A 12998-nucleotide genomic window follows, 5' to 3' on the forward strand; every position below is an offset into this window, starting at 1 on the left:
AGATACAAAGAACCGCCCCGGAGTTTTGCCGGAGGCAAGGAGGAATGATTGATGGAAAACATTTTAGAGTGCCGCGGACTAATCAAGTTCTTTCCGAACTGCTTGGCGCTCAATAACGTCGACCTGACCGTACCAAAGGGACGGATTGTCGGCCTGTTGGGTCCAAACGGCAGCGGAAAAAGCACCCTGATTAAGCTGGCAAACGGCTTGCTGACCCCTACGCAGGGCACCATCTTGGTGGATGGAAAAGCGCCGGGCATTGAGACCAAAAAGATCGTCTCTTATTTGCCGGAACGTACCTACCTGACTGAGTGGATGACGGTACAGGACATGTTGGATTTGTTCAACGACTTTTATGCCGATTTTAATATGGAAAAAGCGCGCGATATGTTGGCGCGGTTAAATATCCAGACCAAGTCCAGAATCAAGACCATGAGCAAAGGGACCAAGGAAAAGGTGCAGCTGATCTTGGTGATGAGCCGGGAAGCGCAGCTGTATTTGCTTGACGAGCCGATCGGCGGAGTTGACCCCGCAGCACGCGATTATATCCTGAATACGATTATCGGAAATTACAATGAAAACGCCACGGTTCTGATCTCCACTCACTTGATTTCAGATGTGGAGCAGATCCTGGATGACGTCATTTTTATCAATCAGGGAAGCGTCGTTTTAACTTCTTCGGTGGACGACATCCGTGAAAAACAGGATAAGAGCGTAGACGCGCTGTTCCGGGAGGTGTTCAGATGTTAGGAAAACTGATTAAATATGAGTTCAAAGGGACGGCCCGCCTGTATTTGCCGTTCTTTGCCCTCCTGGTTCTTTTGACAGTAGTAAACCGCCTCTCCTTGCAGTTTGGCCTTGGCAATTCTGAGTTTCTGGAGATTCCAGCGGTCATCTCGATGATGCTCTACATTGTTGCGGTCGTTGCAGTCTTTGTGATTGCCATGGTGGCGACGATTCAGCGTTTTTATAAGAATTTTATGACGGACGAGGGCTATTTGATGTTTACCCTGCCGGTCTCGCAGGACGGATTGATCCTCAGCAAACTGATCGTTGCAACGATCTGGAACATTTTTAGCGTCCTTATCGCAATGGTTTCCCTCTTTTTCCTGTTGATTGACGGGGACATTTGGAGCGCCATGATCGAAGTGCTGTGGCGACTTCCGTCCCTGGCGGCAGCGAATGGGATCAACCTGTTTTCGATCTGTGCGGTGATTCTGCTGGCGATGTTGACCAGTCTGGTAGCGGGGATTCTACAGATTTATGCCTCGATAGTGATTGGCTGTATGAGTTCCCGTCATAAGCTGATCCTCGGACTCGGCGTGTACTTGGGGTTCAACGTTGTGATGCAGACGGCTTCCCTTGTGATGTTGCCCTTCGTCACAAACTGGTTTACCGCGATCACGGAGCAGGGTGGGTCTCCCACTCCGGTACAGGTTGCGGATTTCTTCCAGGGGACAATGCTTTATGGGATAGGGTTTTCGTTGGTGTTTGGCGCAGTATTTTATGTGATTACCCGCCTGATGCTCAAAAAGAAACTCAACCTGGAATAAGCAGAAATTTTTCAGCGTTATCAATACGGCCAGCAAAGGAGGATGACCATGGGCCCCCCATATGCCAGACAATACCTGTTGAATTTTGCGCGGTTGATTATTACGACTGGTTTGACAATCGGATTATTTGGGGCCGCGGTAATTCTTCTGGCTGGCCGCCTTCCTGGGTTACTCGGCAAGTTCCTGTTTGTAATAGCGGCCTTATCGCCTGTTTTGATCTGTGTATGGGGGTTTGAGAAAAAGCCCCTACAGGCGGTGGGGCTGACGGCACGGCGGATAGACATCGGTTACTTTTTCTTTGGGATGCTTTGGGCAGCCGCTTGGATGGTGGTTGTCCTTTGGTTGGTCGGCCTTTCGACAGGCCGGAATGATTTTTTTGTCGCCCTACGCCAGAGTGCGAACGGTTCCCGGCTTGTCCATTATCTGCTATTGGGCTTCTGTGAAGAGTTGTTTTTCCGCGGATACCTGTTTCAGAACCTGTTCTGCGAGTGGCCCTTTTGGAGGAGGAGCCTGCTCTCCGCGGCGATTGTGTTGGTGTTCCACAGCTTGGGCGCCTATGAAAAAAATGCTCTGCTACTCTTTGCTTTTCTGTTCGGCCTTTTAGCGAATTACCTCGTCCATTGCACCGGGAGTATTTGGATGGGAGTCGGATTGCATGGAATGTGGAATTTTTTGACCGTATCCTGCTTTTTGGATCAGGGCACTGGGAAAATCGCCATGCCCCTATTTCCTTTTCTTCTCCTGCTGTTCTTTCCGCTGTTCCGCCTGTTGTTTCACCGGGATAAACGGCATGTTCAGAGGGCGTGATCTTATCCTTGCGTTTTTGCTATATATGGAATATACTGATGTTGGTACATGGGGGACGGCACCCATCACAAAAAACAGGGCATGTACATTTCCCAAACGGAGAGGGGACGATACCCATCGAACGGACCATTGTCGTGGAGGACGGATGGGGGAATCGCTGTGAATCCACCTATCCGCGCCGGGCGAAACAATTGGTAAAAAAGGGCAGGGCATGCTTTGTCGGCCCGGACCGGATCCGCCTTGCGTGTCCGCCAGTAAAACAGTTGGAGGATATAGCTATGAGCGATCAGCAGATTTCTGCAAAGGAAATTTTGGAACGCATCGACCGTATACTAAGCGATACCGCTTATTTAAAGGACGCTTTTACCACAATTGAAAAGATTCCGCAGGGGGGCGACGATACAGAGGCCGCCCGGTTGAAGGCCGAAGCGGTAGAACGGATTGTTCAATCCCGCGAAGAAACCCATCGCCAGGCGCTTCGCTTGCTGGAGGCGCTCGCTTGGGAGACCGACGAGGACGAAGACGATGAAAGCGAGTACGAAGCGGAAGCATAAACCGTGGAAAAAGAGCGGTCGCTTTTGATGAACGTTGGCCAAGGATGAACCGAATAAACGGACTTGTGGCCTAAGAAACCGATTGCGACAAGGACGGGCAAGAAGCTGTGGCTTCTTGCCCGTTTTTTGCGCTTTTGGGAAGGCACAGGGGTTCTCCCCTCCTAGCCTACGATGCATAACCTGCTATATGACCTGCCTTCGTTAGAAATGCCCTCTGTTATAACCGCCCGTCATGATTCTCTTGATATTTTTCTAAAGCTATTTTTGTGGCTTTGGCTATATTGGTTATGACCCGGAGTTGTGTGGTCGAACAGCTTTCCAATGCTTGCCCCCATTCGTTTAAGGATGCTTTACGCGACGAAGGGCTATTAAATAACAGGTCGTCTGTTGGGGTCTCAAGGATTTTTACAAGTTTGGCAAAGATAGGTAAACTTAGCTACGTATTTCCGGTCTCAATATAGCCCATATGCGTAACAGAAATCCCGATTTGTTCCGCCAATTGCTCTTGTGATAGCCCCTGCGCCTTCCTATATTTTCGAATCCGTTGCCCAATCTGATAACATCCATAAAAACCACCGAATGAGTTTATTTATACTCAAATTGTATAGGCAGATATGATATATAGAGAAATAAACTGTAAAGGCTATTCTATGCTTATCTTATACAGTTAATATAATGCGGGTGGAAAAACGGAAAGAGGACGACGCGATGGATAAAATGTGAATTTGTAAAACCTGTGGGGTAGAAATTGCTGCAAGTGCAAAGAGTTGCCTATCTTGTGGAGCCAAGAATAAGCCGCCTGTTTACAAAAGAATATGGTTTTGGCTTTTCGTTGCGCTTGTTGTCATTCCAGTGGTTGGCGGGATTGTAGGAATGGGAGGGGACACAAATAGCGCCAATCTTTCAGATGAAACCGTATCTTCAACCGAAAAGGTCGTGTCAACGAAGAGTTCGGTGTTTGATGGCGATTGCGGGATGGTTGCCTCCGCTGAAATGGGTCCATCGTCAATCGGGTATCCAGAATGGACGATTTCCATAACGAACACAACGGAACAGGAAATATCGGCAGTTCTGTTCTATGCCGTTCCCTGCGGTGTATATGGGGATGAAATTGCAGGATGGACAAGCCAAAATAAACTGTATACAGATACGGCGATCGGGGCAGGCAAATCGGATTCAATCCGTTACCAATTTATGAAAGATAACGTGAAAACCTTAAAATTGTATGTTTATAGCGTTTACTTTGCTGATGGAACCGTATGGGGCGATCAAGACGCTACAAAACCCACGATTCTGAACAATGGAGCAGCCATTGAAGTACCTGGGCAATCGTAATCAAAAGGAGGCCGCCGCAGATTTCAAAATCTGCGGCGGCCTCCTTTTCCATCTCTATTCTGTTATAAAACCGGCGTCTTTAATGGATGTATCTTTCCAGGCATTTCCTTTGGGGAGGATGGGGGAAATGATGAAATCTCGCATAAATTCTCTTGTCAGAAAAACGTTGGAATGTTATAATATAACCAAAATTGCACGGTCTATATTTTTTTGTCCTTTGCATCATTGCCGTGTGAAACAAGCAGCAGGGGAGCACCCCAGGAGGAAATGAGAGTATGGAAATAACAGTGTGTATCGGCAGTTCCTGCCACCTGAAAGGTTCCCGCGACGTTATCAGTATCTTTCAGCGTCTGGTTTCGATGAATCATCTGGAAGATAAGATTGACTTAAAGGGTTCCTTCTGTATGGGAGAGTGCACCAACAACGGCGTCTGCGTCTGTTTGGACGGGGAACGCTTTAAGGTCACCCCGCTTGAAACGGAGGCCTTTTTTAACCGAGAGGTTATGAAACGCTTGGAGAAGTAACGCGCTCCAGAGAGTATCAATGGGGAATCCCCCTAAGTATTAGGATAGGTGATGACAAATGAGTATTATTGGCTTAAAGAAAGCGAACTGCAAGAACTGCTATAAATGTGTCAAGGTTTGCCCTGTGAAATCGATCAAAGTGGAAAACGAACAAGCCAAAATCATCGACCGCGACTGCATCCTTTGTGGAACCTGTTTGGAGCAGTGTCCGCAGAATGCAAAAACGGTGGTAAGCGATGTGGCGTTGGTCAAAGAAATGCTCAAGAGCGGGGAGAGGGTCATCCTTTCGATTGCTCCCTCGTATTATGGATGCTTTGATTTTGACGATGTGCATCAATTTGCAGGCGCCCTCAAGGAGCTCGGCTTCTATGGCGTTTCAGAAACAGCGGAGGGCGCAGCTTATGTGACAGCGGAATACCATCGGATTATGCAGGAAAACAGCATGAAGAACATCATCTCCACCTGCTGTCCCTCGGTAAACCGTCTGATCGAACTGTACTACCCGTCGTTGGTGGATCAGATGGCTCCGGTCGTCTCCCCTATGATCGCGCATGGGCGTCTGCTCAAGCAGAGCTATGGTCCTGGGACGCGTGTGGTCTTTGCAGGTCCCTGTATTGCGAAGAAAGACGAAGCAGCAGACATCCGCCACAACAATGAAATTGATGCGGTGTTGACGTTTGAAGAGCTCAATGCTTGGCTAAAGGAAGAGCACATCTCCTTTGCAAAGGCGGAACCGGCGACATTCCTCAATCCGAGTTCGAAGATCCTGCGTATGTACCCGATCGAAGAGGGAATTCTCGCTTCCTTGCGGTCCAGGGGCGACATCGGCGATTGGAAGCTCTTGTCGGTTTCCGGTTCCGGCGCCTGTATCGACCTTTGCCGGGCGATGGAGCGCGGGGAGCTCGACCATTGCTTTATTGAGATCAATATGTGCCGCGACGGCTGTGTCAATGGCCCTGGTTCTGGAACGGATACCGTCTCCCGCTTTGCTTCCCGCGTGAGGATTCGGGACTATGCCTATGAGGATGCAGATTCCTATCCGAACCTGCCGGAGAAAATCCCAATGGCAATGCAGTTTGTCGATCGTTCCAACAAGGAGGATATTCCGGACGAGGAGACGATTCGCGCGATTCTGGCAAAGATCGGCAAGAATGGCCCCGAGGACGAACTCAACTGTGGTTCCTGTGGTTACCCCACCTGCCGTGCCAAGGCGATTGCTGTCTACCAAGGCAAGGCGGAACTACATATGTGCATCCCTTATATGAAGGAGCGCGCAGAGTCCTTGAGCAACTGCGTCCTGACGGAAACCCCGAATATCACCATCATTGTGGACAGCGATTTGAATATTATTGAATTTAATGCTGCGGCGGAGCGCGCCTTCCATATTACCCGCCACGAGGCATTGCAGAAGTGCATCTATGAGTTGATTGACAGCTCGGACTTCCAGTTTGTCTTTGATAGTAAGCAGTCCATCACGGATAAGAAGGTGCACTACAAAGAATATGGCATCACGATGGAACAGACCATCGTGTATATTGCGAAGGAAAATATCGCAATGGGCATCTTTAAGGATATTACCAAGGAAGAAGCCAGCATTGAGAATCAGTATAAACTGCGTGCGGAGACGATGGAGATGGCCCAGAAGGTCATTGATAAGCAAATGGTTGCGGCACAGCAGATTGCAAGTCTGTTGGGTGAAACCACAGCGGAGACGAAGGCAACGCTGACCAAGCTGAAAAATATGATCGTGTTCGACGAGGACTGAGTGCCTCCGATGCGGAATTTATGCTGTAAAGGAATGATTCGATGAAAATGCATGTGGATGCCGCATATCGGAGCCTCAACAAATATGGGGAAGAGCTTTGCGGCGATAAGGTTAAGATCATACGAGCGCCTGATTCCACCATTGCGGTGCTGGCGGACGGCCTGGGCAGCGGTGTCAAGGCCAATATTCTTTCGACGCTCTCCAGCACCATTGTGTCAACCATGCTGCACGAGGGTTCCACCATCGCTGAGGTAGTGGAAACCATCGCAAAGACACTGCCGGTGTGCAGTGTGCGAAAGTTGGCGTACTCAACTTTCAGCGTTTTGCAGATTTTTGACGACGGAACCGCACACTTGGTGGAATTTGACAACCCGCCGTGTATCTTTGTGCGCAATGGCAAAGTGATGGACTTGGAATCGCGCAGCGAGTTGAAGGAGTACGGCGGCAAGCAAATTTCAGAGTGTACCTTTTCTGTGCGGCCGGGCGACGTCCTTGCGTTGGTCAGCGACGGCGTGATTTATGCCGGCGTGGGCCAGGCTTTGAATTTTGGTTGGAACTGGGACAATGTATCGTCCTGGTTGGCCAAGACGACTTTGAAGGAAAATTCTGCGCCCCGTTTGGCGGTTTCCCTTTCGGAGGCCGTGCGCGAACTGTATCTCGACAAGCCGGGCGATGATTCGACGGATCTGATTATTCGTATTTCGCCCAAGAGTGTAGTGAATATGCTTTCTGGTCCGCCAGTCAACAAAGAGGATGACAACCGTATGGTGCACGATTTTATCACCTCCTATGGGAAAAAGGTGGTTTGCGGCGGCACCAGTGCCAATATTGTGGCGCGTGTCCTCAATCGCAAAATCGAAACTTCCATCAATTATGTTGACCCGACGATTCCGCCTACGGGCAAGATCGAAGGAGTGGACCTTGTGACCGAAGGCGTGCTCACACTGAGCCGCACGGTCGATATTTTGCGTGACTATCTGAATAAGGAGGCCGACTCGTTCTATTTCCATCGGTTGGACGAAGAGAACGGCGCTTCTATGATTGCAAAGATGCTTCTGGAAGAGTGCACGGACCTGCGCGTTTTCATCGGAAAAGCGATCAATCCGGCGCATCAGAATCCAGGGCTTCCGTCAGACCTCAGTATTAAAATGAAACTGATCGATGAACTGTGTGATCTCGTCAAGAAACTGGGGAAGAACGTCGAAAAAGTTTATTATTAATCACGAAATTAAGGTTACCCCTTGTCAGGACAGGAGAAATGATTTAAGATGATAAAAAAGGATTGTTAAAAAAAAGGCAAAGTGTCGAAAGGTATGGATTCGGCGTCCCTCTGTGGAGCCTTATTTTTACAATCTTTTTTAGACGAAGGAAGAATGGATGCCTCTTGACCTGCGGAGGGACCAGGACGTAGGATGAATGCCGTCAGCTTGTCCCCCTATGTCTACTTTGTATTGTTTATCAATGCAAAATGAGGGAGCAGGTGCAATTTCGAAAAGCGAGGATAGAATCATGCAATACGATAATGACGCGAAACAACTGAAATATCAAGTGCTCACAAAGGTAGCAAAATATACCTTTGATGGAACATTGGATAAGCATATCCAGGAGATTCCGTATGACATTATCCCCGGCCCAGTGCCAACCTTCCGGTGCTGTATTTACCGCGAACGTGAGATCATTCGCGAACGCATCACCTCTGCACAGGGAGTGAGCCTTCCGGGGCAGGACGATCGAGGGATTGTCGGCGTGTTGCCGGCAGCTTGCGAAGGCTGCCCGATCAGCCGTTTTACCGTGACAGACAACTGTCAGAAATGTTTGGCGAAAAAGTGCCAGGCGGCCTGCCCGTTTGGCGCGATTTCCATCACAGGTAAAGGCGCATATATCGACCCGGCCAAATGTAAAGAATGCGGCCGCTGCGCAGCGGCCTGTCCGTACAATGCCATTTCAGACACCATGCGTCCCTGCATCCGCGCTTGCCCGGTCAATGCGATCAGCAAGGACGACTACAATCGTGCTTCCATCGATTACAGCCGTTGCATCAGCTGCGGCGCCTGTGTGGTTGGATGCCCGTTTGGTGCGATCACAGACCGTTCAAACATCGTTGCGGTAATCGAAGCGATCAAGAGCGGCGACCCGGTCATTGCGACATTTGCTCCGGCTATTGAAGGCCATTTTGGAGATGCGAATGTCGGCCAGCTCAAGGCGGCAATTCGTAAATTGGGCTTTACGGATGTTGTCGAAGTTTCCTTGGGCGCGGACGCAACCGCATGGCATGAGGCCCAGGAACTCAAGGAGGCGGTCGAGTCCCACAGAAAGATGACCACTTCCTGCTGCCCGGCCTTTGTGGAAATGATTGAGAAGCATTTCCCGAAGTTAATTCCCAATATTTCGACGACGGGTTCGCCGATGACATTGGTTTCCCGTTACATTAAAGCGAACAACCCGAATGCAAAGGTGGTCTTTATTGGACCATGTATTGCAAAGAAGCTCGAGGCCAAAAAGGTCGAGGATACGGCAGACTATGTGATTACCTTTGAGGAGCTTGCGGCGCTCTTTGAAGCAAAGGCCATCAATGTTCATGACGCTGCTGAAAATGAGCAGGACGGCAGCCGCTTGGGCAAGGGCTTTGCGCAGAGCGGTGGTGTTTCTGCCTCTGTAGCCGCGGTTCTGGATGATGAAAACTTTGAGCTGCCGTTCTCCTGCGTCAAGTGCAATGGCGCGAAGGAGTGCAAGAAGACCTTGATGATTTTGAACGCCAACCGCCTCCAGGAGGACATCGTGGAAGGTATGGCATGCGAGGGCGGCTGTATTGCGGGCCCTGGCGGCGTAGAGACGATGCAGAAGCTCCTAAAGAATCGTACGAAGTTGTTGGCGACAGCGGATAAGCGCGGGATTAAAGAGAATATTGAAGAAATTCACGACTTCTCTAAGATCAATATGGTTGTCCCGCACAATGTTTGAGTTTGTACCAGCAGGATTCTTAGGTTAGAAAGATTGCGGTTGAATAGAAGGATGCCTGTATGATCGGGCATCCCTTGGGGTAAATTGAGGATAGGGGCGCTTGCGCCCATGGATCAGGGGCGTGGATCACGCCCCTGATCTTTTATAGACGTATGCCTGTTTGGGGTGTGCGGTTGGGGAAAGGAGGCTGTGCTTTGGACGCAGTCACAGCGGTACAGCTTACAAAGACATATGGGAAGATTCAAGCTGTGGATCATTTGAACCTCTGTGTTCCACAAGGGGGAGTGTTTGGCCTATTGGGGGCAAAGGGAGCGGGAAAAACAACAGTTATCCGGATGCTCTGCGGTTTAACAAAGCCGACCAGCGGAGAATGTAGGGTGCTGGGGCGCTCTCCGGCGGAGGACCCAGCGGGTGTTCATGCGATTTGCGGTGTAATGTTAGGAAATGCCAAGCTGTATGCCCATTTGTCGGGTAAGCAAAATCTACTGTTTTTTGCACAAGCGGCCGGCATGGGAGAAAAGGCTGCGGCGCGCCGTGTCTCAGAATTGATGAAAGATTTAGAGCTGTGGGAGGTACGGGAACTGCCTGCTTCCAACTATTCCACTGGAATGTTACAAAAGCTCTCTCTGGCGCGTGCCTTAATCAATTATCCCAGTGTCCTTTTACTGGATGAACCCACAAATGGCTTGGATTATGAAGCTGCACATGCGTTGAATACGCTGGTGAGCAAATTTGCTGCGCGTGAGGATACCACGGTGGTGTTATGCACATCAAAGATGCACTATGCACAGAGTATCTGTACAGAATTTGGTATATTGGACCACGGAGAATGGCTTGCTTCCGGCGATTTTCAGACGCTTCGGGAAATGTCTGGATGCCGGGCACACGCAGAGTTCCGTCTGTGTGGGGGACAAGATTTAGAGGGTTTTCAGCTGGATGGGACTTCGGTCTCTGGCTTGGTGGAGCACAACGGCTGGTGGCGTGCAGAGTTGCGCGACGAAGAGGAAATGCCTGGACTACTGCGGCGGATTGTGGAGAATGGCTGCGACATTTTGGAGGCCCGGTTGGTTCAGCCGACCATAGAAGACGTCTATAAAAGGATCTTAGAGCAGCATCCGAGAAAGGCAGGGGAACAGAATGTTTACACCGGCTGAACACGCATTGATTAAAAAAGATTTTTTGGAGATATGGAGCTCCAAAATGGCACGAGCTACTTTGATTGCAGTACCGATCGGCCTGGTAATCGTAGTACCAGCGCTTTTCCTTGGAGCCGTTTGTCTGGTGCCGCTGGAACAAGCGCCCGGAATACAGGAAATGCTCTCCATTCTACCGCCAAAGCTAGAGGGATATACTGCACAGCAGGGGCTTTTCGATCTCTTGACCAATACATTGTTTTCACTCTTCTTTTTGATGATTCCCTTAATGGCCTCTGCTGTATCCGCCTCTTGCATTTTTGTGGGGAAAAAGAACGCAGTACCATAGAAACCCTTTTGCTTACGCCGTTGAAAGTCCGGCAAATCTTCCGGGCAAAACTGGCGTGCTGCTTATTCCTGTCGTTTGTGACCACGGCAATCGCGTTTGGTGCCTTTACAATTGTGGTTTCCGTGGGAGACATTATGCTGGGGATTCCATTCTTTTTGAATTGGTCGTGGCTGGTGATCATCTTGTTTCTTGCGCCGGGGCTGATGGTGTTTGGCGCTGTATTCATGGTGTTTGAATTCAACCGTATTAACAGCCGGTTGGAGTCCTTCCAAACCATCGCCTATGTGGCATTGCCATTTTTGTTGTTGTATATTGCTCCATTTACCGGCTTGTTCCGGGTGAACGCTTCCGTTTTGCTGGTGGTTTCGGCGATTGTCTGGCTTTGTGACTTGTTCCTATGGATCATAGACATCCGAACCTTTCTGCCGGAAAAATTTCTCGAACAGTCTTTGGAAGATTGAGCCATTGTGCCGCTTGTTTTATGAGGATGAATCGCTTATAATAAGGATGGAAATATTCTCAAAAGAAGTTCATAGAATCAAACCGCTGGCTAAATGGATGGGGTGATCGTGTGCCAGCAGATTTGCATTGTCATACAAAGATGTCCGACGGTTCTGTAGGGATAGACGAGCTGGTTCAGCTGGCTAAACGTTCCGGCCTTTCTGCCATTGCCGTGACGGATCATGACACATTTTCCGGCGCCTTGCGTGCAAAAAGTTATGGGGATCGCATTGGAATGGACGTGTTGCCCGGAGCAGAGTTTTCCTGTATGGACCCAGCTACGGGCCGTAAAGCGCACATTTTGTGCTATGGAAATGTCCGAGTGCATCGCTTGGAGGGATTGTGCAAAAAGATCGGGGAAAGCCGGCGAAAGTCAGTCAGTGTTTCTCTGCAAAAGGTGATGCGCTTATACCCAATTACCATGGAGATGGTGGTGCAGCGGGCCCATGGCAGTAGCAATATTTTTAAACAACACATCATGCATGCGTTGATCGATGCAGGTTATGCGGATTCCTTTTATGGTGCGGTCTATCAGAAACTATTTCGGCCGCGGACTGGCTTTGCCTACTGTAAGACGGAGTATCCAGATGTACATGATGTAATTGCCCAGATTCACGATGCAGGGGGGATTGCCGTCCTGGCCCATCCGGGCGTGTATGATAGCTATGATCTTTTAGAGCAATTGGCACATGACCACGAAATTGAAGGAGTAGAGGTCTGGCATACGCGCAATCGAGAGGGAGAGGAACAGCGTTTCCAACAGATTGCTGCGCACTATCACTTACTTATGACAGGTGGTACGGATTTTCATGGGATGTACAGCAAAGTGATGCATCCCTTGGGGTCTTGTACGACACCGGACGATCAACTCGCCTTATTGAAAAGATGGCGGACGGAATAGGTTCGATATATGAGGAGGCTTTATAGAATGGAGTATCGCTATAAAACGCGCGGTGTATGTTCATCGGAGATTTTGCTCGAGCTTGACGGGGACGTTGTAAAGTCGGCAAAATTTGTCGGCGGATGCAACGGGAACCTCAAAGGAATCGGCGCTTTGATTGCGGGGATGAAGGTGGACGACGTTATTGCACGGTGTAAAGGAATTCGTTGTGGGTTTAAGCCGACGTCCTGTCCCGATCAATTGGCGAACGCCCTGATGCAGGCGAAAGAGCAGCAAAACAAATGAAAGGCTTGTCCTAAGTGGGCAAGAGGAAAAGGGGCTGCGAAAGGCAGCCCCTTTCGCGCGGGAATTAGCAGCCGCAGCCGCAGTTGTTGTCGCAGCCACAGCCGCAACCACTGTTGTTGCCATAGCCGTAGCCGCTGCCACCGCAGCAGCACAGGAGAATGATGATGAGGATGATGATCCAAGAGCACCCGCAGCCGCCTAAGAAGTTGTTGTTACACATAATTGTTTGCCTCCTTTCGAATTACAGTATAGTATATTGCGCGGGGGCAAAAGGTGTTACAACCAAATTGAGGGAGGAAACGCTCTTTGATAAATAATCCTTTACACAAA

General features: G+C 49.6%; 16 protein-coding genes. 14 read left to right on the forward strand and 2 right to left on the reverse strand.

What is annotated here, in order from left to right:
- The first annotated feature begins 51 nt into the window (after positions 1-51).
- Genes ACGCCZ_RS13065 through ACGCCZ_RS13080 form a run of 4 tightly spaced genes read left to right on the forward strand, consistent with a single transcriptional unit; the run spans position 52 to position 2914 of the window.
- Positions 52-750, forward strand: coding sequence for an ABC transporter ATP-binding protein (locus tag ACGCCZ_RS13065; RefSeq protein ID WP_054323478.1), 699 nt, complete (start codon positions 52-54; stop codon positions 748-750).
- Positions 744-1553, forward strand: coding sequence for a hypothetical protein (locus tag ACGCCZ_RS13070; protein ID WP_054323479.1), 810 nt, complete (start codon positions 744-746; stop codon positions 1551-1553). Before ACGCCZ_RS13065 ends, ACGCCZ_RS13070 begins: the two co-directional genes overlap by 7 nt.
- 48 nt (positions 1554-1601) lie before the next feature.
- Positions 1602-2360: a CPBP family glutamic-type intramembrane protease gene (locus ACGCCZ_RS13075; RefSeq protein ID WP_411656250.1), complete on the forward strand. Its 759-nt coding sequence runs from the start codon at positions 1602-1604 to the stop codon at positions 2358-2360.
- Between the two features lie 38 nt (positions 2361-2398).
- Positions 2399-2914 (forward strand): hypothetical protein, encoded by a 516-nt coding sequence (locus ACGCCZ_RS13080; protein ID WP_411656252.1) that lies wholly within the window; start codon positions 2399-2401, stop codon positions 2912-2914.
- Positions 2915-3350: 436 nt separating this feature from the next.
- Here ACGCCZ_RS13080 and ACGCCZ_RS13085 read toward each other — a convergent pair whose 3' ends face one another.
- On the reverse strand, positions 3351-3503 hold the full coding sequence (locus tag ACGCCZ_RS13085; protein WP_411656285.1) for a helix-turn-helix domain-containing protein: 153 nt from the start codon (positions 3501-3503) through the stop codon (positions 3351-3353).
- Positions 3504-3787: 284 nt separating this feature from the next.
- Between ACGCCZ_RS13085 and ACGCCZ_RS13090 the strand changes: the two genes are divergently transcribed.
- The 10 genes from ACGCCZ_RS13090 to ACGCCZ_RS13135 all read left to right on the forward strand — a co-directional run bounded on the left by ACGCCZ_RS13090 (position 3788) and on the right by ACGCCZ_RS13135 (position 12668).
- Positions 3788-4249, forward strand: a complete 462-nt coding sequence (locus ACGCCZ_RS13090; RefSeq protein ID WP_054323482.1) for a hypothetical protein — start codon at positions 3788-3790, stop codon at positions 4247-4249.
- A gap of 275 nt (positions 4250-4524) precedes the next feature.
- On the forward strand, positions 4525-4773 hold the full coding sequence (locus ACGCCZ_RS13095; protein ID WP_085531558.1) for a (2Fe-2S) ferredoxin domain-containing protein: 249 nt from the start codon (positions 4525-4527) through the stop codon (positions 4771-4773).
- 58 nt (positions 4774-4831) lie between these two features.
- A complete protein-coding gene (locus ACGCCZ_RS13100; protein ID WP_054323485.1) occupies positions 4832-6538 on the forward strand; it encodes a [Fe-Fe] hydrogenase large subunit C-terminal domain-containing protein in 1707 nt (568 codons plus the stop codon).
- Between the two features lie 41 nt (positions 6539-6579).
- On the forward strand, positions 6580-7758 hold the full coding sequence (locus tag ACGCCZ_RS13105; RefSeq protein WP_054323486.1) for a SpoIIE family protein phosphatase: 1179 nt from the start codon (positions 6580-6582) through the stop codon (positions 7756-7758).
- A gap of 289 nt (positions 7759-8047) precedes the next feature.
- Positions 8048-9499 carry a 4Fe-4S dicluster domain-containing protein gene (locus ACGCCZ_RS13110; protein WP_411656254.1) on the forward strand — a complete coding sequence of 484 codons (1452 nt, stop codon included), beginning with the start codon at positions 8048-8050 and terminating at the stop codon, positions 9497-9499.
- Between the two features lie 194 nt (positions 9500-9693).
- Complete coding sequence (locus ACGCCZ_RS13115; protein ID WP_411656255.1) at positions 9694-10653, forward strand: ABC transporter ATP-binding protein; 960 nt, start codon at positions 9694-9696, stop codon at positions 10651-10653.
- A gap of 46 nt (positions 10654-10699) precedes the next feature.
- Positions 10700-10981 (forward strand): hypothetical protein, encoded by a 282-nt coding sequence (locus tag ACGCCZ_RS13120; protein WP_411656256.1) that lies wholly within the window; start codon positions 10700-10702, stop codon positions 10979-10981.
- 77 nt (positions 10982-11058) lie between these two features.
- On the forward strand, positions 11059-11442 hold the full coding sequence (locus ACGCCZ_RS13125) for a hypothetical protein (protein ID WP_411656257.1): 384 nt from the start codon (positions 11059-11061) through the stop codon (positions 11440-11442).
- A 110-nt stretch (positions 11443-11552) separates the two neighbouring features.
- Positions 11553-12383, forward strand: a complete 831-nt coding sequence (locus tag ACGCCZ_RS13130; RefSeq protein ID WP_054323489.1) for a PHP domain-containing protein — start codon at positions 11553-11555, stop codon at positions 12381-12383.
- Between the two features lie 27 nt (positions 12384-12410).
- Positions 12411-12668: a TIGR03905 family TSCPD domain-containing protein gene (locus ACGCCZ_RS13135; RefSeq protein ID WP_054323490.1), complete on the forward strand. Its 258-nt coding sequence runs from the start codon at positions 12411-12413 to the stop codon at positions 12666-12668.
- A 64-nt stretch (positions 12669-12732) separates the two neighbouring features.
- On the opposite strand, the gene ACGCCZ_RS13140 is transcribed toward ACGCCZ_RS13135, so the two are convergent.
- Positions 12733-12888, reverse strand: coding sequence for a hypothetical protein (locus tag ACGCCZ_RS13140; RefSeq protein WP_162838195.1), 156 nt, complete (start codon positions 12886-12888; stop codon positions 12733-12735).
- Positions 12889-12998 lie beyond the last annotated feature (110 nt).

It is taken from the genome of Anaeromassilibacillus sp. SJQ-1 (assembly GCF_046693725.1).
Classification (GTDB): Bacteria; Bacillota; Clostridia; order Oscillospirales; family Acutalibacteraceae; genus Anaeromassilibacillus.

Bases quoted from the DNA above. Each gene is read 5' to 3' on its own strand.
- ACGCCZ_RS13065 (WP_054323478.1), top strand. From the start codon at position 52: ATGGAAAACATTTTAGAGTGCCGCGGACTAATCAAGTTCTTTCCGAAC.
- ACGCCZ_RS13070 (WP_054323479.1), top strand. From the start codon at position 744: ATGTTAGGAAAACTGATTAAATATGAGTTCAAAGGGACGGCCCGCCTG.
- ACGCCZ_RS13075 (WP_411656250.1), top strand. From the start codon at position 1,602: ATGGGCCCCCCATATGCCAGACAATACCTGTTGAATTTTGCGCGGTTG.
- ACGCCZ_RS13080 (WP_411656252.1), top strand. From the start codon at position 2,399: ATGTTGGTACATGGGGGACGGCACCCATCACAAAAAACAGGGCATGTA.
- ACGCCZ_RS13090 (WP_054323482.1), top strand. From the start codon at position 3,788: ATGGGAGGGGACACAAATAGCGCCAATCTTTCAGATGAAACCGTATCT.
- ACGCCZ_RS13095 (WP_085531558.1), top strand. From the start codon at position 4,525: ATGGAAATAACAGTGTGTATCGGCAGTTCCTGCCACCTGAAAGGTTCC.
- ACGCCZ_RS13100 (WP_054323485.1), top strand. From the start codon at position 4,832: ATGAGTATTATTGGCTTAAAGAAAGCGAACTGCAAGAACTGCTATAAA.
- ACGCCZ_RS13105 (WP_054323486.1), top strand. From the start codon at position 6,580: ATGAAAATGCATGTGGATGCCGCATATCGGAGCCTCAACAAATATGGG.
- ACGCCZ_RS13110 (WP_411656254.1), top strand. From the start codon at position 8,048: ATGCAATACGATAATGACGCGAAACAACTGAAATATCAAGTGCTCACA.
- ACGCCZ_RS13120 (WP_411656256.1), top strand. From the start codon at position 10,700: ATGGCACGAGCTACTTTGATTGCAGTACCGATCGGCCTGGTAATCGTA.
- ACGCCZ_RS13135 (WP_054323490.1), top strand. From the start codon at position 12,411: ATGGAGTATCGCTATAAAACGCGCGGTGTATGTTCATCGGAGATTTTG.
- ACGCCZ_RS13140 (WP_162838195.1), bottom strand. From the start codon at position 12,888: ATGTGTAACAACAACTTCTTAGGCGGCTGCGGGTGCTCTTGGATCATC.